This window comes from Patulibacter ginsengiterrae (genome assembly GCF_056269115.1).
This window is the reverse complement of the sequence record NZ_JBWDOG010000008.1, coordinates 90,293-114,356: the sequence shown is the minus strand read 5'-3', so window position 1 is coordinate 114,356 and position 24,064 is coordinate 90,293. Positions and strand designations below refer to the sequence as shown.

Genomic DNA, 24,064 nt, shown 5'->3' with positions numbered 1-24,064 from the left:
CGGCGCGCGTCGACCGGTCCGACGTGGGGTCGGGCGGATGCGGACGCCGAACCGGCGGTGGCCGGTCGGCGTCCGCGGCACCGTCTAGTTGAGGACGGCGTCCATCCGGCGCTGGAGGATCTCGCCGAGGGCCTCGCGGATCGGGCCCTCCTCGAAGCGGGTCACCAGCTCGGCCAGGAAGCCCTCGATGACCATCCGCCGGGCCATGTTCAGCTTCAGCCCGCGCGAGCGCAGGTAGAAGAGCTGGTCCGGGTCGATCTGCGCGATCGCGGCCGCGTGGGTGCAGCGCACGTCGTTGGCGGCGATCTCGAGGCCCGGGATCGCGTCGGCGTGGGCCTTGCGTCCGAGCAGCAGGTTCCGCGACTCCTGGAAGGCGTCGGTCTGCTGCGCGGCCTCGTCGACCTTGATCATCCCGCGCCAGACCGTCGACGACTTCTCGGCGACGATCCCGCGGAAGGCGAGATCCGAGGTCGTGTTCGGCGCAGCGTGGGTCTGCAGCGTGTCGAAGTCGAGGTGCTGCTTGCCGTGGGTGGCGTAGCCGCCGGTCACGCGCCCGTGGGCGCCCTGGCCGTCGAGCGACGTCTCCTGGAAGACCTTGCCCTTGGCGGAGCCGAGGCCGAGGCTGATCCAGTCGATCCAGCCGTCGCGCTCGATCGTGGCCCGCTGGGCCCCGAAGATCCACGTCTTCTCGGACAGGTCCTGGACGTCGACGAAGCGCAGCCGGGCGTTCTGCCCGACGTGCAGCTCGACGACGCCGTTGACGAGCGCGTCGAGCTCGGCCGAGGACGAGACGGTCTCCGACCAGACCTCGGCCTCGGCCCCCTCCTCGAGCACGATCAGCGTGCGCGGGGCGACGGTCCGTCCGGCCTTGTCCTGGATCAGCGTCAGCAGGACCGGCGCCTCCAGGTGCACGCCGCGCGGGACGTAGACGAAGAAGCCACCGCTCCAGTCGCGGTCGTTGCGGGCCGTGAAGGGCGTACGGGCGGTCTCGATCTTGCCGAGGTACTGCTCGACGAGCTCGGGGTGCTCGGCCGCCGCGACCTCGAGCGGCAGCACGATCGCCTGCTTGCCGGCGGTCGGGTCGGGCAGCGCACGCGGCTCGTCGATCACGGCGTGATCGACCTGCGTCAGCCGGATCGTGCCCTCGGGCAGGTGGTCGAAGACGCGCGGGGCGCTATCGACGACCGTGCCGACGAGCGACGCGTCGACGGTCTGCGCCGTCGGGTACGCGTCGAGATCGAGCTCGGGGATCTCGGTGAACTCCCAACCGGGCGTGCCGCGGAACTGCGGCATCTCGATGTTGGGCAGCTCCTCGGCCGCGCCGCTGCGGAGAGCAGACAGCCAGACGGGAGCAGGAGCGGTTGTTGCAGTCATGGAAATACCGTGGGATCGATCGTCTGAGCGAAGAATCGTGGTGCCTGGCAAGGACGCAGGGAGGGAGAGGTCCGCATGGACCTGACCGACCGAGGACGCCGCCAGGCGCCACGAGGCGAGCTCAGCCGATGGATCCCTCCATCTGGAGTTCGATGAGACGGTTCATCTCGACGGCGTACTCCATCGGGAGCTCCTTGACGATCGGCTCGATGAAGCCGTTGACGATCAGCTTCGCGGCCTCCTCCTCCGTCAGCCCGTGCGACTGGAGGTAGAACAGCTGCTCGTCGCCGACCTTCGAGACGGTCGCCTCGTGGCCGATGTCGACCTGGTCCTCGTCGATCCGGATCGTCGGCCAGGTGTCGGTCTTCGAGCGGTCGTCGAGCAGCAGGGCGTCGCAGACGACCTTCGACTTCGACCCGATCGCGCCCTTGCCGACCTCGAGCAGACCGCGGTAGCTGGACCGCCCGCCGTCCTTGGAGATCGACTTGGCGAAGATGTTCGAGGTCGTGTTCGGGGCCGCGTGGACGATCTTCGCCCCCGCGTCCTGGTGCTGCCCGTTGCCGGCGAAGGCGATCGAGAGGACCTCGCCGTGCGCCCGCTCGCCCATCAGGTAGACGGCCGGGTACTTCATCGTCAGCTTCGAGCCGAGGTTGCAGTCGACCCACTCGACGGTCGCGTCGCGCTCGGCGATCGCCCGCTTGGTGACGAGGTTGAAGACGTTGTTCGACCAGTTCTGGACCGTCGTGTAGCGGATCCGGGCCCCGGGCTTGGCGATCAGCTCGACGACCGCGGAGTGCAGCGAGGAGCTGGAGTACGTCGGGGCGGTGCAGCCCTCGACGTAGTGCACGTACGAGCCCTCGTCGGCGAAGATGATCGTCCGCTCGAACTGGCCCATGTTCTCGGTGTTGATCCGGAAGTAGGCCTGCAGCGGCATCTCGACGTGCACGCCCGGCGGCACGTAGACGAACGAGCCACCCGACCAGACGGCGCTGTTGAGCGCGGCGAGCTTGTTGTCGTTCGGCGGGATCACCGTGGCGAAGTACTTGCGCACGAGGTCCTCGTGCTCACGGAGCGCCGTGTCCATGTCGGTGAAGATGACGCCCTGCTTCTCGAGCTCCTCGTTCACCTGGTGGTAGACGACCTCGGACTCGTACTGCGCGCCGACGCCCGAGAGGAACTTGCGCTCCGCCTCCGGGATCCCGAGCCGGTCGAACGTCTTCTTGACGTCCTCGGGCACGTCGTCCCACGAGCGCTCGGACCGCTCCGAGGCGCGGACGAAGTAGTGGATGTCGTCGTAGTCGACCTCGGCCAGCATCGGGCTGCCCCAGGTCGGCTGGGGCCGCGCGAAGAAGTACTCGAGGGCCTTCAGGCGGAAGTCGCGCATCCACTGCGGCTCCTGCTTGAACTCCGAGATCTTCTCGACGATCTCGCGGTTGATCCCCTTCGGGGCCTTGAAGAGGTAGTTCTCCGCGTCGCGGAACCCGTAGCGCTCGGTGTAGTCGGCGTTCAGGTCCACCAGGGACGACTCCTGCTCGTTGAGCAGGGAGCCGCTGGTCTCAGGGGGCGTGGGCATCTCAGTCCACCTCCAACTTGATGGTGTCCCCGTCGACCGTGACGGGAAAGGTGTCGACCGGCTGGTAGGCCGGAAGGGTCAAAGGGCGACCGGTGCGCAGGTCGAACAGCGCACCGTGGCGCGGGCACTCGATCGTGCACTGCGCCGGATCCAGCGTGCCCTCGGAGAGGTCGCCGTCGTCGTGACTGCAGCGATCCTCCATCGCGAGGATCTCACCGCCGACGTTGACGACGACGATCTCGACGTCATCGTGCTCCAGCGTCACACGGGCCCCATCGGGGAGGTCGGAGAGCAGGCAGACGTCGATCAGGGGCACGGGAGAGGCAGGCGGCGATCGGGTCGGAGGTGCCTTCGCCCCGGGTCGTTCCACGGAGCTCGAGCATGTCCGATGCCGTTGGGCGGAATTGTACCGTGCCACGCCCCGAGGCGCCCCCGTCATTTGAAGCGCCTACAAATAGGGCGCCCTAAGTCAGACCCGCGGCGCGAGCGCATCCTCGCCCGGCTGGGCGTGACGCAGCAGGCGCCCGTCGCCTGCGACCTCGTAGGCGCCGGTCCGCAGCAGCGGCGGCGAGTAGGCGTGGATCGAGACCGCCGGCGCGCCACCCGGGTGGTGCATCCGGTGAATCTCGGTCGGCTCGATCGTCGCGCCGCTCGCCGCATCCAGCCGACGGGTGATGTGCTGCCCACCCACCCCCGAGGCGGTCAGTCGCTCGTCGACGATCGACCCGCTGACCAGCGCCACCCCGGCACTCGAGACGTCGTGGTCGTGGAAGCCGGTGTCGTGGCCAGGGCTCCAGCAGATCAGCCAGACCGTGACCTCGTCGTCCTGACGCAGCAGCGCGTAGCTGCGCTGCTCGGGATCGTGCCGGACCAGGTGCTGCCACTGCCCGGGGTCGGCGGCGATCTCCCGGGAGAGCGCGAGCAGCTGCTCGGCGTCGAGCGCGCCCGCCGCCGACGGGTACTCGCCCTCGAGCTCGTCGGCCCGGCGGACGACGCTGCTCATGCCGCCACCGGAACGACCCGGGGCGGGGCGACCACCGCCTCGGGAGCGACCGGATCGCCGAGCAGGCGCCCGGCGGCGACCGTCGCCAGCCGGATCGGGTCGATCCCGGCGACGGCCGGCACGTGCTGGTCGGTCGCCGGCACCACCGGTCGGTCGCTGCCGAAGGCGAGCCGGTCGACGCCGACCGCCTGCGCCGCCGCGGCGAGGCCGCGGGGGCCGAACGACGACGTCTCGTAGACGAACCGGTCGGAGCGGGCGAGCTCGACCGGACCGCCGCGGGCCGCGAGCCGGTCGAGCTGGAGCGCCCCGCCGCCGGCCAGCGCCGCGAAGGCGACGCGCAGGGTCGGGTGCTGGGCATGACCGCGGTCGAGCCAGGTCGCCCAGGCCCGCAGCAGCTGGCCGGGGTAGTCGGCGATCGCCGGCCACCAGTCGGCGACCTCGGGGCGGGTCGGATCGGACGCGCGCTCCGCTGCACCGGGGTGCACGAACAGCGGCCGCTCGGCGCGGGCCAGCTCCTCGAGCACCGGGCCGATCCGCTCCAACGCGGCCGGGTCAGCGAGGGCGGCGGCCGGAACGGCGAGCCCGACCGCACCGCGCCGCAACGCGCTCCGCAGATCCTCGGGGCGGGGATCGCGGGCGGCGACGGCGGCCCAGACCCCGAACGGGCCCCCGAGCGCCAGCGCCGGGTCCTGCCACGAGGCGAGCAGCTCGCGCGCCTCCTCGGCAGGCAGGGCGTCGACCCCGATCGCCAGCGGCGGCACCAGCAGCGCCCGGTCGATCCCGGCCGCGAACAGGCCCCCGGCCCGCCGGTCCATGTCGATCTCCCGCTCGCCGAGCGTGCACGACGGCTCGCCGGGGAGGTCGAGCGTCCAGCGTCGATCGCCCGCGCGGCGGGTCCGCGGGCCGTCGACCCGGGCCGACAGCGCAGCGAGGAACGACTCCGGCCACGCGTGCTGGTGGAGGTCGGTCGTGGTGCTCACGACCGCAAATCTAGCAAACCCGGTCAGATTTAAGGGATTAAGCGCCCGAAACGGACTCCAGCGACTCCGGAGCCCACGATCGCAACAGCTGACGGGCCGCCACGGCGAGCACCTCGGGGTCAGCCGGATCGTGCGCCAGGCGGTCGATCAGGAGCCCGTCGACCATCGACGCCATCACCCGCCCGTCGCGCTCGGGATCGGTCGACCCGAGCGCCAGCGCGAGTGGCTCGCAGAGCCGCCAGAAGACCCGGGCGGCATCGCTCATCCGCTCCCGCAGCCGCGGATCGCGGGCGGCGGCCAGCTCCAGCTCGAGGCGCGCGAGGTGCAGCTCGCGGTCGGCCTCCATCCAGCCCGCCAGCGCCTGGGCGATCCGCTCGAAGTCGAGCACCCGCTCGGCGGGAGCGAGAGCCAGCGCGACGTCGCGGGCGACGACCCCGACCCGCGACTCGCAGGTCGCGACCAGCCGGTCGACCATCGCCGCGACGAGCTCGTCGCGACTGCCGAAGTAGTAGGTGACCGAACCGTGGGGGACGCCGACGGCCCGCTCGACCGAGCGGTGCGTGACCGCCTGCAGGCCACCCTCCGCCACCAGCCGCAGGGCCTCGTCGAGCAGGAGGTCCCGGCGATCGGGCTGGTCGGAACGGCGCGCCACCACTCGAGTATCGCAGCGGTCCTTGACGAATGTCGACTTTTCTTCTACAACTGGAGAAACTTCTACGGTCGTAGAAGATTTGCCTCAGTCTGGAGACCCGATGTCCGCTCCCCCAGTCCGCGCCGCCGCGCGGCCGCTCTTCATCCTGCTCGTCGCCTGCGTGGCGCAGTTCATGCTGATCCTCGACGACACGATCGTGAACGTCGCGCTACCGACCGTCGGGGAGGACCTCGGCTTCTCCGAGCGGACGCTCTCGTGGGTCGTCAACGCCTACTTCCTGACCTTCGGCGGGTTCCTCCTGATCGGCGGGCGGGTCGCCGACCGGATCGGCCCACGGCGGATGTTCTCGCTCAGCCTGGCGGCCTTCGCGACCGCCTCCGCCGTCTGCGGCCTGGCCTGGTCGCCCGAGGTCCTCGTCGGCGCGCGTGGCCTCCAGGGCCTCGCCGCCGCGCTGCTCTCCCCCTCGGCACTGGCGATCCTGCTGGCGACCTACCGCGAGGGCCCGGGACGCAGCCGCGCGCTGGCCGCCTGGGCCAGCCTGATCGGACTCGGCGCCGCGACCGGCGTGCTGCTCGGCGGCGCGATCGTCGAGGCGTTCGACTGGCGCTGGATCTTCCTGATCAACCTGCCGGTGGCCGCCGTAGCGCTCGTGATGGTCCCCCGGCTGGTGCCCGCCGACGACCAGCGCGAGGCGCGCGAGGCCCCGAACGTCGTGGGCGCGCTGCTCGGCACCCTCGCCCTGCTGCTGCTGGTCTTCACCGTGGTCGAGACCGACGGCGCGGGCTGGACGTCGGCTCGGACCCTGCTCGGCTTCGCCGGCGCCGCCGTCCTCGGACTGCTGTTCGCCGCCACCGAGCGACGCTCCGACGCTCCGCTGCTGCCGCCGGTGCTGCTCCGTCGTCGCAGGGCGATGACCGCCAACGGGATCGTCTTCCTGGCCGCGGGCGGGCTCCTGGCGATGTTCTTCTTCCAGACCCTCTTCATGCAGCGCGTGCTCGGCTGGTCCGCACTGGAGACCGGCGCGGCCTTCCTACCCTTCAGCTTCTGCATGGGCCTCGGGACGGCGATCGCGGGTCGCTTCCTGACCGGGCTCGACCCCCGGATCCCGGTCGCCGGCGGCCTGCTCGCCGCGGGCGGCGGCCTCTGGCTGATGAGCACCCTGACGCCGGAGAGCTCATACGTCGGCCACCTGATGCCGGCGCTGATGCTGACCGCCGTCGGGGTCGGCGCCGCGTTCGTGATCGTGATGGCGATCGCGACCGACGGGGCCGACGAGCGCGACGGCGGCGTCGCCTCCGCGCTGCTCACCACCGCCCAGCAGATCGGCGGGGCGATCGGGATCGCGGTGATGGTGACGATCGCGACGACGAGGACCAGCTCGGCCGCCACCGACGGGACGGCGGCACCGCTGGCCCTGACCGAGGGCTTCGCCGCCGCCTTCCAGGTCCAGGCCGCGGTGATGGCGGTGGCGGCGGTGCTGACCGTGGTGCTGCTGCGGCCGCTGGTCGCGCGAGGGACCGCCGGCACCGCGGTGGCGGTCGACTGACTCGCGGCGGGCGGCGTCGGGGCGCGGTGTGGGTGGGCGCGGCGATGGTGGGATGCGGCGATGGTGGGGCCGCGGCGTAGGTGGGACGCGGCGATGGCCGGTGCGGCCCGCACTCGGTGAAGCCGTAGGCCAGCGCGGTGGGTGGGGCGGCGGCGCGACCGTCAGCGACGGGGTGGGGAGGCCGGACGCAGCGGAAGGCCCGAAGCGGAGTCACCTTGCGTCGGCGCGTGGGACCCGGGGTCATCTCGCGTCGCCAGGCGACGCAACCTGACCCCACCCCGTCAAGGACGACGCGAACTGACCCCGGTGTGGCGAGGCTCGACGGAAGCGGGGTCAGGTCGCGTCGCTCGCCAAGGACCCGGGTCATCTCGCGTCGTCAGGCGACGCGAACTGACCCCACCTCGTCAGGAGCGACGCCAACTGACCCCGCTCCCCCGCCGCGTCCCAAGCAGCGGAGTCCGTATGCGTCGCCCCGCGGCGATCGGAACCGTTCCGCGTCGCCCAGTGACGCACGATGCCCCCACCCGACCGAGGGCAGCGCCACCGGACCCCGTCTCTCCTCCGACCCACCTGTCTCGCCACGTCCGCCCGCGCCGCCCGCAGACGCGGTCGACGGCAGCAGACGCGGTCGACGGCAGCAGACGCGGTCGACGGCAGCAGACGCCGGCAACCTGCGGCGGGCGACAGGCCCACAGGCCTCGAGGCCGGGGGAACCGGCCTGAGACCAGACGGCCGGCCTAGAAGCCGGCGGCGGGCCCGGTGCCCGAGGGCGGCGGCACCGACTCGGCCGCGTCGTCCCACTCGACGGCGCCGCCGAGGGCAGCCGACTTGATGATCTTCAGCGAGAGCAGCGCGCACTTGATCCGGGTCGCCGAGATCTCGATCCCCAGCAGCTCGAGGATGAAGTCCTGATCGAGCTTGACCAGCTCGTCGACGCTCATCCCGACCAGCTCCTCCGACGCCATCGAGGCGGCAGACTGACTGATCGCACAGCCGTGGCCGGAGAACCGCACCTCGCTCACCCGGCGATCGCCGTCGATCCGCAGCTCGACCTTCAGCTGGTCGCCGCAGGAGGGGTTCTTGTCCTCGAACTGCAGGTCGACCTGCTCCAGCTCCGGGAGCGGCGGGGTCCAGTTCCGGGGCCGCTTGTAGTGGTCGAGGATGTTCTCGCGGTAGAGCTCGTCCATGACCAGTACATCGTCGCAGGTGGCGGAGCTCGCCCCGGTGCGGCGGCCTCGTCCGCGCCGACGTGACCGCGCCAGCCGCAACCCGAAGGCGCGCTCCGGGTCGCCTTCCTTCCTCCAATAGACGACCCATTGACCGGGCCATCTCGACCCCTGCGGAGGATTAACACAAGGGGTACGCCGCCATCGGCTCGACCACGAGATCGACGCCCTATCCTCGTTCGCGCGCCAGGCGCACACCTGCCTCCGCGCGACCCTCACCAAGGAGACGTTCCATGCTGTCCCCGTCCCGTTCAGCCCGTGCCCTCTGCGCGGCCGCCGCTACCAGCCTGCTGCTGCTCGTGGCGAGTCCAGCGGCGCACGCCGCGCCGATCCCCACCATGACGATCGGCTCGAGTGGCTTCGCCGGCACCGACACGATCCAGACCCTCTCCGATCCCGCCACGCGTGTCGGCCAGGACTTCGTCGTCCCCGACGGCGTCACGAGGCTCAGGAGCGTTGCCCTGTACGCGCGCAGCGGATCCGATTCCCACCGTCTCCGGCTCTACCGGGCCAACCCGGACGGCTCCAAGTACGGCCCGAGCCTCGCTTTTGCGGACCCCATCGACGACGGCAGCTTGCTCTCGCCGATTGCCCTCGACGCCGACGCCCTCCTCGTCTCCCCCGGAGAGCGATTCGTCGCCGAAATCGCCATCGGCGCCAGTGGCGGAGCCGTCTCGATGGCGGCCTATTCCGCATCCGAGGCCTATGTCGGAGGCTCGATCCTGACCACGAGCGCCGACGGCACCGTGAGCCGGCAGCCCGGGGACCTGCGCTTCAGCGTCCGGTTCTCCGACCCCAGCGGGCGGCTGCCGCTGACCATGACCACCGCCAACCCCGACTTCGGGACGCAGGTCGCCGGCACCTTCAGCGACCGGAAGACCGTCACCGTCACGAACCCCGCCCCCGAGACGCAAGGTGTCGCACACGCAGCGTTCACCGGACCGGATGCCAACGACTTCCAGCTCGTCAACGAGTGCTTCCGGCTCCAATCAGGGCTCCAGACAGCCGCAGGGCTGGTGCAGGGGGAATCGTGCCCCATCTACGTCCGGTTCGCCCCGGACGGCCCCGGTGCCTCAGCGGTCCGCTCCGCCGTTCTGGTCATCAAGACAAGCGACGGCATTCGCACGGAGCTCCCGTTGACCGGCACGTCCGTGCTGGGCACCGGCGGGGGCGGTCCTGCGGGCCCCACCGGACCGACCGGCCCCCAGGGTCCGATCGGGCCGAGCGGCCCCGCCGGAACCGACGGCCAGACCGGTCCGAAGGGCGACAAGGGTGACACCGGCGCCAACGGCCAGAACGGCCAGAAGGGCGACACCGGGGCCACCGGCCAATCCGGCGCCAACGGCCAGAAGGGCGATGCCGGCCAGAACGGCGCGCGCGGCGAGACCGGCAGCAACGGCCCGCTCGGGCCGCTCGGGCCCGCGGGGCCGAGCGGTCCCGCCGGCCCGGCTGGTGCCCCCGGAACCGTCCAGGTCACCGTCGGCAGCGGATCGGCCAAGGCCCGCAGCATCCGCCGCGGCGGCAGCTTTGCGCTCAAGATCGCGGTCAAGAACGCCACCGCCGCACCCTTCGGCGGCGCCCGCGCCACCGTCTCCCTGCCTCCCGCCCTCCGTTCCGCCAGCCGCGCCAAGACCGCCAGCTTCGGCACGATCAACGTCGGCAGCAACGGCACCAAGACCCTCACGATCAAGACCGGCAAGCACGCCCGCAAGGGCACCTACCGCCTGACCGTCAAGGTCCAGATCGGCAACGAGACCGTCACCCAGCGCGTCACCATCACCATCCGCTGACCACCAGGTCCACGAACCCACACCTCCCCGCGGGGGGAGTGCGGGGTTCGTGGACCGAGCAGGTCGGTCGGCCCGCCCACCCGAGAGCCGGACGCCAGCCCTGCCGAACGTCGCGCGTGCCGAGATCCGCCGCGCACCTACCCGCCGCGGGTGGATGTGAGGCGTCCGTGGACCGAGCAGGTCGGTGCGCGTGGGCCGAGAGCTGGGCGCCAGCCCTGCCGAGGCCCTCGCGTGCCGAGATGCGAAGCGTCCACGGACGCCTCACGCCGCCCGCAGCTAGGCGAAGATGGCCTGCACCCGCCCGACCGACGCGATCAGCGCGTCGATCTCGGCCCGGGTGGTGTGGACGCCGAAGCTGGCGCGGGTCGTCGAGGGGATCCCGAGCGCCCGGTGGAGCGGCTCGGCGCAGTGCTGGCCAGCGCGGACGCAGACGTTGTCGCGGGCGATGATCTCGGCCGCGTCGTGGGGATGGATCCCGTCGATCGCGAACGAGACCAGCGCACCGCGCTCGCTCGCGTCGCGGGGCCCGACGATCCGCAGGCCCTCGACGGCCGTGAGGCGCTCGAGCGCGTAGGCGGTGATCCGCTGCTCGTGGGCGTGGACGGCGGCGAGACCGCCGATCGCGTCGACCCAGTCGCAGGCCGCGGCCAGCCCGACCGCCTCGATGATCGGCGGGGTGCCCGCCTCGAAGCGGTGGATCCCGTCCGCCCAGCTCGTCTCGTAGAAGTCGACGATGTTGATCATGTCGCCCCCCATCAGGAACGGCGGCATCGCCTTCAGCAGCTCGCGACGGACGTGGAGCACGCCGATCCCGGTCGGGCCGTAGAGCTTGTGGCCCGTCCAGCCGTAGAAGTCGGCGCCGATCGCGGTGACGTCGACCGGCCGCTGCGGGACGGCCTGCGCGCCGTCGACGAAGACCAGCGCACCCGCCTCGTGCGCGCGGCGTGTGACCTCGGCGACCGGGTTGACCGTCCCGAGCACGTTCGAGACGTGGGCCAGGGCGACCAGCTTGACCTTGCCCGAGGCGAGGAAGCGGTCGAGCTGGTCGAGGCTGATCCGGCCCTGGTCGTCGAGCTCGAGGTAGCGGAGCGTCGCGCCCTGGCGGAGGCAGAGCTGCTGCCACGGCACCAGGTTCGCGTGGTGCTCCATCTGGGTGATGACGACCTCGTCGCCGGCCCCGACGTTCTCCCGCCCCCAGCTGTGGGCGACGAGGTTGACCGCCTGGGTGACGCTGCCGGTGAAGATCGTCTCGCGCGCGGTCGAGCCGGCGAACGCGGCGACCGTCTGGCGGGCGGCGTCGTAGCCGGCGTCCGCCTCCCGCGCGAGCACGTGCACGCCGCGGTGGATGTTGGCGTAGTGCGAGCCGCCGAAGTCGTACATCGCGTCGAGCACGGCGCGCGGCTTCTGGGCGCTGGCGCCGCTGTCGAGGTAGATCACCTCGTCCGCCCGCTCCAGGTACGGGAACTGGTCGCGAACCGCCTCCACGTCGAGCGGCGCCGGCACGTCGCTGACCGCGTCCACGGTCACGGCGGCCGACTCGGTGAGGGCAGTCGAGTCAGGCACGCCCCAAATCCTACCGGAGAGGACGGAGAAGCTTCCGAAGGCGCCGCCTGCCGCCGCAGCAGCCGAACAACGCAGCCGCGCGGCTGCGTCTGAGGGGATGCGGAGACCGAGCAGGGCGGGACGGGCGGCGCGAGAGCTGTGCGCCAACACTGCCGAGCGCCGCCCGGCCCGAGGTGCGAAGCGCCCAGCGCCCCGCACCGACGGTTGGTCTAGGCGTTCGCCGCGACCTCGTCGCGGATGAAGCCGTAGCCCTGGTCCTCGATCTGGGTGACCAGCTCCGGGCCACCCTCCTTGACGATCCGGCCGTCGACCAGGATCGAGACGCGGTCCGGCTTGATCAGGTGCAGGATCCGCTGGTAGTGCGTGATGATCAGGGCGCCGAGCTCGGTCTCCGCCTTGACCGCGTTGACGGCCTCGGAGACGATGTTGAGCGCGTCGACGTCGAGGCCGGAGTCGGTCTCGTCGAGGATCGCCACGTCGGGACGCTGGAGCGCGAGCTGGAGCATCTCCAGGCGCTTCTTCTCCCCGCCGGAGAAGCCGTCGTTGAGGTAGCGGGAGCCGAACTCCTTGGGGACGTTCGTCCGCTCCATCTCGCCCTGGACCAGCGTCCGGAACTCCTTCAGCGAGATCTCCTTCTCGCCGCGCTCCTCACGGTGCGCGTTGAGGACCATCCGCAGGTACTTGACGATCGTCACGCCCGGGATCGCGACCGGGTACTGGAAGGCCATGAAGAGGCCCTTGCGCGCCCGCTCGTCCGGGTCCTGCTCGGTGATGTCCTCGCCCTTCCAGAGGATCTGGCCCTCGGTGACCTCGAGCTGCGGGTTGCCCATGATCGCGTTGGCGAGCGTCGACTTGCCGGAGCCGTTGGGGCCCATCAGCGCGTGGATCTCGCCGCGGTTGACGGTGAGGTTCAGACCGCGCAGGATCTCCTTCTCGCCGGCGCTCACGTGCAGGTTCTTGATCTCGAGGTCAGCCATAGGAATCTCGGTCGGGGTGAGGGTTGATGGGCGGTCGGCGGCCACCGGAGGACCAGGGCCGTGCCGACCGGAGGGTCAGGCGGCGGAGGCCGCCGGCGACGGGGTCAGGCCGGGCGGAGCCTCGGCCGGAGCAGACGGGGTCTCGAAGCTCACGAGCTCCGCGAGCGTCGTCTGGTGCAGCGCGCGCTGCACGCCGCCCTGGACCCGCGTCCACAGCAGCTTCGTGGCACAACCCGAGCCGCTGTCGTCGAGGTGGGAGCAGAGCACGCGATCGTCCTGGCGATCGTCGACGAAGCAGGACATCGGGGCGACGGCACCCTCGAGGGCGACGATCACCTCGTCCATCCGGATCTCGCTCGCCGGACGCGCCAGCCGGTAGCCGCCGTGGGCGCCGCGGGTGCTCTCGACCAGGCCGGCGCGACGCAGCAGCGCCACGATCCGCTCCAGGTACGCGAGCGGCAGGCGCTCGCTTTCGGCGACGGTCTTGAGGGAGACGGGCTCGTCCCCCGGAAGCTCGCCCAGCCGCACCATGAGCCGGACGCCGTACTCGGCCTTGGTCGTGAAGATCACGGTCGCCAAAGCCTACCAGCGCGGTCGGAGTGGGCCGGCGCGGCCGTCGGGGCCGGACGCCACGGGCCCCGGAGCCTCGCCCGCCGTCGGCGCCGGGTGGTCGGATATGCTGGCCCCGTCATGGAACTGCTGCTCGCCTCCACCAGCGCCGCCACCTACACGATCTGGCTTCTAGCGCTGTGGCTCGTGATCATCCCGGCGTTCGGCGTCGTCGCGATCACCTTCGCCCTCGCCCAGACCGCCGGTGAGCGCGCCGAGAACCTCGCCTACGCCCGTGGTGAGCGTCCGGACAACGATCCCGACGTCATCCCCAACCAGGGCTGACCGACCCGGCGCGGCCCGCCCGCGCCACCCGCTCTTCGCAGCACGAACGGCCCCGTCCCCGGGGCCGTTCCTCGTTCCCGGGACCGGTCTCAGCTCGTCAGGCTCGACGGATCGACCGGCTCCCCCGCCCGCAGGATCTCCCGCGCGCGGTCGACGTCGCCGACGCCGTTGAACGAGGCGAAGCCCTGGACGCGGTCGCCGGCCAGGAACCAGACCGCGAAGGCGTCGTCGTCGAGGCTGCCCTCGATCAGGGTCCGGTCCCAGCGGCGGGCCGGGCCGACCGACTCCATCGCCACCCAGTCCGCGAGATCGCTGAAGAAGTACGGGACCTCGGCGAACGGCTGCTCGTCGCCGAGCCACTGCCGCCCGACGTAGCTGCCCTGGTTCGCCGCCAGGTCCTCATGCTCGATCCGCAGGCGCTCGCCGTGCAGGACCGAGTCGTACTCGCAGATGTCGCCGGCGACCCAGATCCCGGGCAGCGAGGCGCGCAGGCGGTCGTCGCAGCGGACCCCGCCCGTCTCCCCCAGCTCGAGCCCGGCCCGCTTGGCCAACGCGACGTCGGGGATCGCCCCGACGCCGAGCACGACCACGTCCGCCTCGACCCGCCCGCCGCCGATCAGCGCGACCGCGCCGACGCGCCCGTCCTCGCTCCCCGGGTCGGCGGGCAGGAAGGCCTCGACCTCGACCCCGCCGCGGACCTCGACCCCGCCCTCCTCCAGCCGGCGGCGGACCCAGCGGCCGACCTCGGGCCCGAAGGTCCGCTCCAGCGGCTGCGACTCCAGCATCAGGATCGTGCACGAGCAGCCCGCCGCCGCCAGGCTGGCGGCGACCTCGCAGCCGATGTAGCTGCCGCCGATCAGGACCACCCGGGTCGGGCGGGAGGGATCGCCGACCGCCGCGACGTCGTTGCGGATCGTCTCCGAGTTGCGCAGCGACCGCAGGTAGTGGATCCCCTCCAGGCCCGAGCCGTCGACGTTCAGCCGCCGGACCATCGACCCGGTCGCCAGCAGCGCCCGCTCGAAGCCCAGCTCCTCCTTCGTCTGGAGCTTGACCGTGCGCCCGGCGGCGTCGAGCGAGAGCACGCCGCAGCGGGTCCGCAGATCGACGTCGTTGTCCTGGTACCACTCGGCCGGCAGAACCAGCTCGTCGCTCACGGCGTGGTCGTCGCGCAGGTGCTCCTTCGAGCCCGGCGGTCGGTGGTAGGGCGGGTCCAGCTCGCGCGTCGCGAGCACGATCCGGCCGTCGAAGCCACCGTCGCGCAGCGCCTGGGCCGCCGACGCGGAGGCGATGCCCCCGCCGATCAGCAGCACGTCGGTCCGGGACTCGCTCGTCATGGCGCGACGCTACCACCGACCGGGGCCGGCTCTCCGGGCGGACGCCGTCCTCGTCCGCACCGCTCCGCGCGGGCCGCCTTCAGGCGCGGTACGGGCCCCGCCGCACGAGCGGACGCCCGCCACGGCCGGTCACGAACGCGGCGACCCGCTGCGGGACGCCGAGGAACCAGCCCTGGCCGATCGGGATCCCGAGCTCGCGGACCGCGTCGAGCTGCGCCTGCCGCTCGATCCCCTCCGCGACCACCGCCAGACCGAGCTGCTCGGCGACAGCGACCAGCGCCTTGACCATCACCCGGTCGTCGCCGCCGCGCTCGCCGTCGATGTGCTCGATGAAAGAGCGGTCGATCTTGACCTGTGCCCCCGGGATCCGTCGCAGCTGCCGGAGCGAGGAGGCGCCGACCCCGAAGTCGTCGATCGCGACCCGGGTCCCGACCCGCTGCAGCCGCTCGAGCACGCCGATCGTGCGGTCGTCGACGAGCACCTCCTCGGTCACCTCGAGGCAGAGCCGGTCGGGGTCGAGCCCGTGGGCCTCGAGGTGGCCGACGATCGTCGGGACCAGGAACGGGTCGTGCAGCTGGCGGTGCGAGAGGTTGACCGAGACGGTGATGCCGGGAACGGCGGCCGCCGCCGCGCACGCCTCGGCGAGCACGAGGCCCCCGAGCGGCACGATCATGCCGCTGTCCTCGGCGACGGAGAGGAACCGCCCGGGCAGCAGCAGTCCGCTGCTCGGATGGCGCCAGCGGACGAGCGCCTCCGCGCCCCAGAGCCCGTCGTCGTCGAGCCGTACGAGCGGCTGCATGTGGACCTCGAACGCCGACGGGTCCGCCAGCGAACGGCGCATGTCCTGCTCGATCTGGACCCGGCTCTCACTGCGCTGGCGGAGGCCCTCCTCGAAGACGTGGATCCGGGCGCGCCCGCGCTCCTTGGCCTCGAACATCGCCAGGTCGGCCTCGCGGACGATCGCCTCGCCGTCCGAGACGCGGTCGGCGATCGCCACGCCCGCCGATGCGGTCACGATGATCTCGCCGCCGTCGACCAACGGGATCGCGCGCTCGACCAGATCGAGCGCGTCCTGCGCGCGGGTCAGGGCCTCGGGCTCCGAGCCGAGTCCCGGGAACAGCAGCACGAACTCGTCGCCGGCGAACCGGGCCGCGAACCCGTCGCTGCCGCGGATCGTCGCCCGCAGTCGCTCGGCGACCGCGCGCAGCACGGAGTCGCCGATCGTGTGGCCGAGCGTGTCGTTGATGCTCTTGAAGCGGTCGATGTCGATGAAGAGCAGGACCGCCGGCCGGCCGCTGCCGTCGGCCTGCTGGCGCCGCAGCTCGTCGAGCCGCTCGATCAGGCCGGTCCGGTTCAGCAGCCCGGTCAGCTCGTCGTGCGTGGTCCGGTACTCGAGCTGGCGGACCGAGGTCGAGAGCCGACCCGTGAGGCCGGCGTTCTCCTGCAGCGCCAGCACGTGCCGGAAGCCAAGCACGGCGATGATCACCGCGGCCCCGATCACGATCGGCGCGTCGACGTCGCCCCGGAGCGCCGAGACGAGCAGGACGGCCGAGACCGGGACCATGAACAGGTAGGGCAGCGCCACCCACCACAGCTGGGCCGCCCACTCCGACTCCAACTCCGACTCCGGCCCGGGGCGCGACGGCGACGGCTGGATCCAGGCCGCGGTCGCCATCAGCGCCAGCGCGCCGACCCAGCCGAGCTCTCCGAGGGTCGCCGACGCGGTCGTCCCCGGCACCAGCTCGAAGCCTCGCGAGCTGTCGGCGAGCAGCAGCAGCGCCAGGGCGCCGACCCCGACGCCGACGTTGGCCCGCAGCCCGATGGGCGCCCGCAGCAGCGCGAGCAGGCCGAGCGAGAGCGCCGTCGCGTCGAGCACGAGGTAGGTCATGGTCACGGTCGGCGAGACCGACCCCACGGCCTCGGCCGCCCCGAGCGGCCGCAGCGCCAGGTACCACGCGAAGACCGCCGCGCTCGCGCCGATCCCGATCGCGTCGAGCAGCAGCCGGACGGCCTGGGCGAGGTTGCGGACCGGGCGCGCCAGCAGCAGCGCGCCGAGCGCGGCCAGCGGCGCCGCGAGCATCGACGGCAGGTTGACCGCCAGCGGCCCCCCGACCCGGACCGCCGCGCCGGGATCGATCACGAGCAGGACCAGGGCCACGACGGCCGCCGCACCCCCGAGCCCCAGCAGCAGCCAGCCGGCGATCTCCCGCCGGTTCCGCGCCCCCCGCGCTCGCGCCCACAGTCCGACCACGCCGACGGCGGCCAGCAGCGCCCCGACCGCCCGCAGCCGCCAGTCCTCGACCGGGCCGGTCTCGCCCCCTGGTCGACCCGTGATCAGGACGACGGCGAACAGCACGAGCAGCAGGATCGTCAGCGCCGCCGGAGCAGGCAGACGACGGAAGACCGTGCCCGCCAGCGTCCGCGACGGCCTCCCCTGGGGTGTCAGCTCTGCTCCGATGGCGCCATCGTACGCCCGCCGCGGCCGGCGAAGCGAGCGAATCTCGCGATCCCCGATGGCGACTGCCGGTCACGGCCGGCGGACGGCGTCCACCCCAACGGCGGAGCGCCGCTGCCACCGTCGTCCGCCGACCCGCGCACGCGACGGCGGGGACCGATCCGCTGGCGGGACGGATAGGGTTCCCGTCGCTGCTCCGTTCCCGAGCGGCCCGGTCGTGTCCGTCTGCCGCCGCGTGCGACCGCGTTTCCGTGTCCGCAATCCCGGAGGCCTGCCCGTGCACCGACAGACCGACGCCGTGCCTTCACGTACCCGCCGCTCGCTCGTCCCCGCCGCCTGCCTGCTGGCCTGCCTGGCCCCCGTGGCCAGCGCCTCCGCCGACCCGCCTCCAGCGAGTCCCCCAGCCACCGCTCCCGCCGCACCCCCAGCCGCCGGCGATCTCGCCCTCAACGCCAGCGGATCGGCCGTCCTCGCGCTCCAGCGGACCCTCTTCCAGCTCGGCCTCCCCGTCGCCCGCGACGGTCGCTTCGGTGCCGCCACCGACGCCGTCGTCCGCCGCTACCAGCACGAGGAGGGCCAGCCCGTCACCGGTGTCGTGACCCGCGCCCAGCGCACGGCGATGCGCCGGAAGGCCGCCCCGCGGCGCCGCGAGCTGGCCTTCGCCTCCCGCTCCCTGCGGGTCGGCGCCAGCGGGACCGACGTCCGCGCCGCCCAACGGCTGCTGATCGACAACGGCATCAAGACCCCCACCCACGGGGCCTACACGACCGCCGTCCGCAGCCGGGTCCAGCGCTGGGAGCGCCAGGCCAAGATGCGGGCCGACGGCGTGCTCTCGCCCGCCGAGGCGCGGCTGCTGCGGAAGACCGCCCCGGCCCCGCCCGGGACCGAGGCCGCGACCCCGAAGTCCGCCGACGACGCCGCCGCGACCGGAGCCGTCGCCGCCTCCTCCGCCCCCGCTGCCGCCGCATCGACCGCGGTCACGACGACCGGCGGCTACACCTTCCCGATCCAGGGTCCCTGGCGCTGGGGCGGCGCGGCGACGCTCTTCGCCGACCGTGGCGGCGCCCACCAGGGCGTCGACGTCTTCGCCGCCTGCGGCACCCCGCTGGTGGCGGCATCCTCGGGCACCGTCGCCTACAACCAGTTCCAGTCGGCGGCCGGCAACTACGTCGTGATCCGCGGCACGCCGACCGGCGAGGACCAGGGCTACATGCACCTGAAGGCCCGCTCGCCGCTCGCCCCCGGGACGCCCGTCAGCGCGGGGACGCCGATCGGCGAGGTCGGCGACACGGGCAACGCCGACGGCTGCCACCTGCACTTCGAGCTGTGGTCGGCTCCCGGCTGGTACGCCGGCGGTGCGCCGCGCGACCCGAAGGCCGACCTGACCACCTGGGCCACCCAGTCCGGGCGCCCGCCCTCGACCTCCGCCCGCTAGACCGGCCGCCGCTCAGGTCCGGCCGCCGCTCAGGTCCGGCCGCCGCTCAGGTCGAGGGCAGCGGCTCGCCGACCGGCGGCTCCGCGACCGGCATCCGGATCCCCTCCGCGTCGAACTCGCGCTTGAGCGCCTCGCGGACCAGCCGCGTGACGCGCCACTGCTGGGACGGGGTCGTCTTGATCACGAGCCGGATCGTGATCCCGTTCGCGTTCAGGGCCTGGACGCCCCAGATCTCCGGCGGCTCGATCACGCTCGGGTCGTGCTCGCGCACCTGCTCGGCGACGCGGGCGATCACGGCCTTCGCGCGGCTGATGTCGGTGTCGTAGGTGATCGGGATGTCCAACACCGCCCGCGACCAGTGCTGGCTCTGGTTGCCGACCGCGCGCATCTCGCCGTTGGGCACGTGCCAGACGGTGCCGTCGAGCGCCCGCAGGCGGGTGTTCCGCAGGCTCAGCGCCTCGACCGTCCCGACCACCGGCTCGCCGGCGGCGGACTTCGGCCGGAACGTGATCTCGTCGCCGATCCCGTACTGGTCCTCGAGCAGGATGAAGATCCCGGACAGGAAGTCGGCGACCAGCGACTGCGCGCCGAAGCCGAGCGCGACGCCGAGGACTCCGGCCCCGGCCAGCAGCGGCGCGAGGTCGATCCCGATGTTGCCCAGGGCCATGAACGCCGCGGTCGCGTAGACCAGCACGCTGACGATGCTCTTGAGGATCCCCAGCACCGCCTCGCGACGCTGGTCACCGCGGACGCTGATCTCCTGCGTCTCCTGCAGCGCGCTCGGCGCCATCCGGCGGACCGCCGAGAGGCCGCGCGTGAGGGTCCCGTTGCCGACGCGGCGGCCGAGCTTGACCACGCAGCGCCGGGCCAGCCGGTTGACGATCCAGGCGCCGGCGAAGATCAGCAGGATCGAGAGCCCGGTCGTGATCACCCAGTGGACGGCCTCGGCGGCGAACCGGCTGAGGGTGTCCTTGGTGCTCCCGACGCTGCCGTCGTACATGCTCCGGCAGAGGTTGTCCTGCCAGGAGCCCGAGTCCCCGCAGACGCGGTCGAGGCGGCGGGCGGCCCGCTCGGCCACGCTGTCGCCGCTCTGGGTGCCGGCGACGGACGACGCCTGGGCCAGGGCAGGTGCGAAGGTCGAGATCAGACTCACGGCCCCGACCGTAACGGAGCGCGCCGCCGGTCGGACGCAGGGCGGCCCGCGGACGCCGCCGCACGACCGAGGGTGCGCTTGATCACGCAACTTCGGCGCGCACTCGGTAGTGTTTCGTTTCGGTGCGTGCGAACGTCGCCGTCGGGGTTCGCCCCCACGACCGTCTCGCGCCACCACGTTCCCGCGTTCTCTCCACGCGCGACACCCCGCTCCCCAGTCTCGGGACGGGCACGATCGCGGCCGGAAGCTGAGCGCTCCCCCGGCTGGCCATCCGTAGCTCGCCCTGTCCTCTTCGAGGAGCACAATGTCTGAAACAACCTTCGCCGACCTCGGCGTGTCCACTGCCGTCGCCAATGCCCTGGCCGACCGCGGGATGCACTCCCCGTTCGCCGTCCAGACCCTGGCCCTGCCCGACGCGCTGGCCGGTCGCGACATCCTCGTCTCGTCCCCGACCGGTTCGGGCAAGACGATCGCCTTCGGCGTCGCCCTGGTCGACGGCATCGAGGCGACGGACCCGCGTCCGAGCGCCCTGGTGCTCGTCCCGACGCGTGAGCTCGCGACCCAGATCGTCGACGAGATCCGCGAGATCGCCCACTCCCGCGCGCTCGCCATCACCGCCGTCTTCGGTGGCGCCGGGCTCGAGAAGCAGTCCCGCCTCGCCTCCCGCTCGCACATCGTCGTCGCGACGCCGGGCCGCCTGGAGGACCTCCTCCAGCGCCGCGCGCTGACGCTCGCCGACGTCAAGCTGCTCGTCCTCGACGAGGCCGACCGGATGCTCGACATGGGCTTCCAGCCGGCCGTCAAGCGGATCGTCGCGCAGACGCGCACCGACCGCCAGACGCTCTTCCTCTCGGCCACGCTCGACGGCCGCGTCGGCGATCTCGCCCGCGCCTACACGCGTGACCCGAAGCTGATCGAGTACGCGCCGGTCGACGAGAACAAGGTCAACATCGAGCACCGCTTCCGCCAGGTGACGCGGGACGACAAGGTCGACCAGCTCGTCGACCAGCTCAGCGACAAGGACCGCGGCCTCGCCGTCGTCTTCGTGAAGACGAAGTTCGGCGCCGACAAGCTGGTCCGCAAGCTCTCCAGCTACCAGGTCGAGGCCGTCGCACTGCACGGCAACCGCTCGCAGGCCCAGCGCCGCAAGGCCCTGGCCGCCTTCGAGGACGGCCGCGTGACGACGCTCGTCGCCACCGACGTCGCCGCCCGTGGCCTCGACGTCGACGGCGTCACGCACGTCATCCAGTACGACATCCCGATCGACATGGAGACGTACACCCACCGGGTCGGCCGCACCGGCCGCGCCGGGCGCTCCGGCATCGGCATCACGTTCGTGGAGCCGGAGGAGCAGCGCGACGTCGGCGTCATGGGCCGTGACCTCGAGCTGGCCGACCAGCTCCAGGCCGCCGGCCTGCGGGTTGCCGAGCCCGGCGAGAAGGGCCCCGGCGTCCAGCGTCGCCAGGGCGGCGGCAGCGGTCGCGGCGGCGCCGGTGGCGGCGGTCGCGGTCGTCAGGGCGGCGGCGGTCGCGGCGGCGACCACGGTCGTCAGAGCGACGGCCCGGGCAGCAGCTACGGCCGCTCCCGTGGTGAGCGCGCCGAGCGCGCCGACGGCGGTCGCCGCGGCGGCCACTCCGGCGGCGGCGCGGCCGGTGGCCGTGGCCGTCAGAGCCAGGGCGGCCGCGGCGGCGGACGCTAGGTTCTACTGCCGTCGGACGTTCCGGCGGCACCCAGCACCTCGCGAAACGGGCGCGGCGGATCGATCCGCCGCGCCCGTTCTGCGTCAGACGACCGGCCCCGAAGCCGGGCGGCGGGCGCCCGACCGTCGCGGATCCGTCGACGGCCCGGACGCCCGGACGAACGACGTCCTAGGAACGACGCTTAGACCGCCTCTTCGCGGGCCGCCGTCTCGAGCTCGCGCTTGAACTCGTCGGCGTCGGCATCGACCTGCTTCTCGATCAACTTGGTGGCGCGCTTGGTCGCCCGCTCGAGTTGCTCCTCGATCTTCGACTCGCCGAGCACGATCACGGCGGCGGTTCCCGCGTCGAGCTCCTCGCCGAGGTCCTTCAGGTCACCCCGGGAGATGCCCCGCGACAGGTGCCCGATCAGCCCGCCCGCCCCGGCACCGACGATCGCGCTGCCGATGATCGCCGGGGGGAACACCAGCCCGACCAGCGCTCCGACCCCGACCCCGGTCCAGGCCCCGTGCTGGGTCGGCTTCTCGGTCTTGGTCACCCGGACCTTGCCGTCCCCGTCCTTGGAGATCACGGCGGAGTCGAAGGTCCCGATCGCTCCCGCGGCGTGCAGGTCGAACACGGCGGCGTAGTCGGCCTCGGCATCCGCGATCTCGTCGTAGACGGCGGCGTAGAGAAATACGGGTCTGTCGGCCATCTGTGGCCTCCTTGTCGGTGGTAGGACTCTCCGACCACGGTCTCCGCCCCACGAGTGCTCGGGCATCACCCAGGCTGGGTGATCTTGGGGCACGCGGGCGTCCGCGGGGCCCCGCGGACGCCCGGATCAATGCCCCTCCGCGGAGCTACACCTCGCCCTCGGCCACGACCGGGCCCCCTGCCGGCACCGCCACCGCCGGCGCGTGGACCACCCGCCCGATCCCCGCTGCTGCGACCGCGCCGAGGCCGGCGGCGATCACCATCAGCAGCCAGCCGCGCTGGAAGTGCGCCAGCAGCTCGTCCGGCGCCGGGCTGCCGAAGACCGCGACCAGGATCGCGACCCCGAGCACCGCCCCCAGCTGGCGGGCGGCCGTGAGGATCGCCGAGCCGGTCGCCAGCCGCTCCGGCGGCAACGTCGAGGCGACCGCACCGGAGACGCTCGGCAGCAGCAGGCCGACCCCGACGCCGGTCACGACCATCCCCGGCAGGATCGCGCCGAGGTAGTTCGGCTCGAGCCCCGCCCGCCACAGCCACCAGCCGGACCCAACCGCGAACAGCGCGCTGCCGAGCGTCGCCGCGCGACCGGTCCCGATCCGCGCGATCAGACCCCCCGAGCGGATCGCGATCACCGCCGCCATCATCGGCCCCGCCGCGAGCGCGAGCCCGGCCTTCAGCACCGAGTAGCCCCAGGGGCCGGTCAGGAAGAGCACGTTGCCCAGCAGCATCGCCGCGAACGCGACGGTGAACAGCAGCGCCGCGAGCGAGGCCAGCGAGAACGCCCGCGAGCGGAACATGTCCAGCTCGAGGACCGGTGCGCGGCCGGCCGGGGTCCGCGCCGCCCGGACCACCACGGCGACCAGCAGCAGCAGGCCGACCACGATCCCGCCGACCGTCCGGCCGCTCCCCCAGCCGTGGTCGGGAGCCTCGACCAGCGCCCACGAGAGCAGCCCGACGCCGACCACCAGCAGGCCGGTGCCGACCAGGTCGGGCCAGCGCCGATCGTGCTCGTTGCGCGACTCGCGCAGGACCCGCAGCCCGGCGACGACGGCGACGATCCCGACCGGCACGTTGACGAGGAAGACCCAGCGCCACGACGCCTCGACCAGCAGCCCGCCGAGCGGCGGCCCGAGCGCGGCGGCGACCCCGCCGACGCCGGCCCAGGCCCCGATCGCGACCGCCCGCTTCTCGGGCGGGAACGCGTCGAGCAGCAGCGCCAGCGAGCTCGGCATCAGCAGCGCTGCCCCTACCGCCTGCAGGACCCGGAAGCCGACCAGCGACTCGACCGACCAGGCGGCCGCGCAGAGCGCCGAGGCCGCGGAGAACACGACCAGCCCCGCGAGGAAGATCCGGCGGCGCCCGAGCCGGTCCGCGATCCGTCCCGCGGGGACGAGCAGCGCCGCGAAGACGATCGCGTAGCCGTTGAGGACCCACGAGAGCGAGCCGACCGACGTCCCTGGGAACGCCCGTTCGATGTCGGGGAAGGCGATGTTGACGATGAACAGGTCGAGGCTGGCGAGGAAGACGGCCGCCGCGACCACGAGCAGGACCCGGGACGGGGCGGCCGGGGGCCGCGCCGGGGCCTGGGCCGCTCGGGCGGCTGACGCAGCGGGCGCGGCGGGCGCGGCGGGCGCGGCGGGCGCTCGCGGCGGGGAGACGGACGGATCGGGCACGGGAAGCTCGCTCTCGAAGGCAACGTGGCGGACGGATGCGACAGTGAGT

General features: G+C 72.8%; 20 protein-coding genes. 5 read left to right on the top strand and 15 right to left on the bottom strand.

Features of this window, described 5'->3' with window-relative positions:
• Positions 1-84: 84 nt before the first annotated feature.
• The 6 genes from sufD to ACVUH9_RS12825 all read right to left on the bottom strand — a co-directional run bounded on the left by sufD (position 85) and on the right by ACVUH9_RS12825 (position 5,582).
• Positions 85-1,374: a Fe-S cluster assembly protein SufD gene (gene sufD, locus ACVUH9_RS12850; RefSeq protein ID WP_475757490.1), complete on the bottom strand. Its 1,290-nt coding sequence runs from the start codon at positions 1,372-1,374 to the stop codon at positions 85-87.
• A 121-nt stretch (positions 1,375-1,495) separates the two neighbouring features.
• The gene (gene sufB, locus ACVUH9_RS12845) at positions 1,496-2,947 is read right to left on the bottom strand and encodes a Fe-S cluster assembly protein SufB (protein ID WP_475757488.1); all 1,452 of its coding nucleotides are present in this window, start codon (positions 2,945-2,947) and stop codon (positions 1,496-1,498) included.
• Between the two features lies 1 nt (position 2,948).
• The gene (locus ACVUH9_RS12840) at positions 2,949-3,263 is read right to left on the bottom strand and encodes a Rieske (2Fe-2S) protein (RefSeq protein WP_475757486.1); all 315 of its coding nucleotides are present in this window, start codon (positions 3,261-3,263) and stop codon (positions 2,949-2,951) included.
• A 153-nt stretch (positions 3,264-3,416) separates the two neighbouring features.
• Complete coding sequence (locus tag ACVUH9_RS12835; protein ID WP_475757484.1) at positions 3,417-3,950, bottom strand: cysteine dioxygenase; 534 nt, start codon at positions 3,948-3,950, stop codon at positions 3,417-3,419.
• The gene (locus ACVUH9_RS12830; protein WP_475757482.1) at positions 3,947-4,930 is read right to left on the bottom strand and encodes an amidohydrolase family protein; all 984 of its coding nucleotides are present in this window, start codon (positions 4,928-4,930) and stop codon (positions 3,947-3,949) included. Before ACVUH9_RS12830 ends, ACVUH9_RS12835 begins: the two co-directional genes overlap by 4 nt.
• Positions 4,931-4,967: 37 nt before the next feature.
• Positions 4,968-5,582 carry a TetR/AcrR family transcriptional regulator gene (locus ACVUH9_RS12825; RefSeq protein WP_475757480.1) on the bottom strand — a complete coding sequence of 205 codons (615 nt, stop codon included), beginning with the start codon at positions 5,580-5,582 and terminating at the stop codon, positions 4,968-4,970.
• A gap of 100 nt (positions 5,583-5,682) precedes the next feature.
• Between ACVUH9_RS12825 and ACVUH9_RS12820 the strand changes: the two genes are divergently transcribed.
• Positions 5,683-7,128, top strand: coding sequence for an MFS transporter (locus tag ACVUH9_RS12820; protein WP_475757478.1), 1,446 nt, complete (start codon positions 5,683-5,685; stop codon positions 7,126-7,128).
• A 737-nt stretch (positions 7,129-7,865) separates the two neighbouring features.
• Here ACVUH9_RS12820 and ACVUH9_RS12815 read toward each other — a convergent pair.
• Positions 7,866-8,315: an iron-sulfur cluster assembly scaffold protein gene (locus ACVUH9_RS12815; protein ID WP_475757476.1), complete on the bottom strand. Its 450-nt coding sequence runs from the start codon at positions 8,313-8,315 to the stop codon at positions 7,866-7,868.
• 272 nt (positions 8,316-8,587) lie between these two features.
• On the opposite strand from ACVUH9_RS12815, the gene ACVUH9_RS12810 reads away from it, so the two are divergent.
• On the top strand, positions 8,588-10,144 hold the full coding sequence (locus tag ACVUH9_RS12810) for a hypothetical protein (RefSeq protein WP_475757474.1): 1,557 nt from the start codon (positions 8,588-8,590) through the stop codon (positions 10,142-10,144).
• 276 nt (positions 10,145-10,420) lie between these two features.
• Here the strand turns inward: ACVUH9_RS12810 and ACVUH9_RS12805 are convergent, their stop codons facing one another.
• From ACVUH9_RS12805 to ACVUH9_RS12795, 3 genes are all read right to left on the bottom strand, one after another.
• The gene (locus ACVUH9_RS12805; RefSeq protein WP_475757617.1) at positions 10,421-11,665 is read right to left on the bottom strand and encodes an aminotransferase class V-fold PLP-dependent enzyme; all 1,245 of its coding nucleotides are present in this window, start codon (positions 11,663-11,665) and stop codon (positions 10,421-10,423) included.
• 251 nt (positions 11,666-11,916) lie between these two features.
• Positions 11,917-12,684, bottom strand: coding sequence for a Fe-S cluster assembly ATPase SufC (sufC, locus tag ACVUH9_RS12800; RefSeq protein WP_475757473.1), 768 nt, complete (start codon positions 12,682-12,684; stop codon positions 11,917-11,919).
• Positions 12,685-12,759: 75 nt separating this feature from the next.
• Positions 12,760-13,254 carry an RrF2 family transcriptional regulator gene (locus tag ACVUH9_RS12795; RefSeq protein WP_475757471.1) on the bottom strand — a complete coding sequence of 165 codons (495 nt, stop codon included), beginning with the start codon at positions 13,252-13,254 and terminating at the stop codon, positions 12,760-12,762.
• A 120-nt stretch (positions 13,255-13,374) separates the two neighbouring features.
• Between ACVUH9_RS12795 and ACVUH9_RS12790 the strand changes: the two genes are divergently transcribed.
• Positions 13,375-13,578, top strand: a complete 204-nt coding sequence (locus ACVUH9_RS12790; protein ID WP_475757469.1) for a hypothetical protein — start codon at positions 13,375-13,377, stop codon at positions 13,576-13,578.
• A gap of 89 nt (positions 13,579-13,667) precedes the next feature.
• On the opposite strand, the gene ACVUH9_RS12785 is transcribed toward ACVUH9_RS12790, so the two are convergent.
• Together ACVUH9_RS12785 and ACVUH9_RS12780 are read right to left on the bottom strand one after the other, a co-directional pair.
• Positions 13,668-14,912: an NAD(P)/FAD-dependent oxidoreductase gene (locus tag ACVUH9_RS12785; protein WP_475757467.1), complete on the bottom strand. Its 1,245-nt coding sequence runs from the start codon at positions 14,910-14,912 to the stop codon at positions 13,668-13,670.
• 79 nt (positions 14,913-14,991) lie between these two features.
• Positions 14,992-17,268 carry a putative bifunctional diguanylate cyclase/phosphodiesterase gene (locus tag ACVUH9_RS12780; protein WP_475757465.1) on the bottom strand — a complete coding sequence of 759 codons (2,277 nt, stop codon included), beginning with the start codon at positions 17,266-17,268 and terminating at the stop codon, positions 14,992-14,994.
• Between the two features lie 397 nt (positions 17,269-17,665).
• On the opposite strand from ACVUH9_RS12780, the gene ACVUH9_RS12775 reads away from it, so the two are divergent.
• A complete protein-coding gene (locus ACVUH9_RS12775; RefSeq protein ID WP_475757463.1) occupies positions 17,666-18,802 on the top strand; it encodes a peptidoglycan DD-metalloendopeptidase family protein in 1,137 nt (378 codons plus the stop codon).
• Between the two features lie 46 nt (positions 18,803-18,848).
• Here the strand turns inward: ACVUH9_RS12775 and ACVUH9_RS12770 are convergent, their stop codons facing one another.
• Positions 18,849-19,955, bottom strand: coding sequence for a mechanosensitive ion channel family protein (locus ACVUH9_RS12770; protein ID WP_475757461.1), 1,107 nt, complete (start codon positions 19,953-19,955; stop codon positions 18,849-18,851).
• Between the two features lie 304 nt (positions 19,956-20,259).
• Between ACVUH9_RS12770 and ACVUH9_RS12765 the strand changes: the two genes are divergently transcribed.
• Positions 20,260-21,654 carry a DEAD/DEAH box helicase gene (locus ACVUH9_RS12765; protein WP_475757460.1) on the top strand — a complete coding sequence of 465 codons (1,395 nt, stop codon included), beginning with the start codon at positions 20,260-20,262 and terminating at the stop codon, positions 21,652-21,654.
• 182 nt (positions 21,655-21,836) lie between these two features.
• Here the strand turns inward: ACVUH9_RS12765 and ACVUH9_RS12760 are convergent, their stop codons facing one another.
• Both ACVUH9_RS12760 and ACVUH9_RS12755 read right to left on the bottom strand, forming a co-directional pair.
• Positions 21,837-22,346, bottom strand: coding sequence for a DUF1269 domain-containing protein (locus tag ACVUH9_RS12760; protein WP_475757458.1), 510 nt, complete (start codon positions 22,344-22,346; stop codon positions 21,837-21,839).
• Positions 22,347-22,491: 145 nt separating this feature from the next.
• Entirely contained in the window at positions 22,492-24,015 is a 1,524-nt protein-coding gene (locus ACVUH9_RS12755) for an MFS transporter (RefSeq protein WP_475757456.1), read from the bottom strand.
• Between the last annotated feature and the right edge of the window lie 49 nt (positions 24,016-24,064).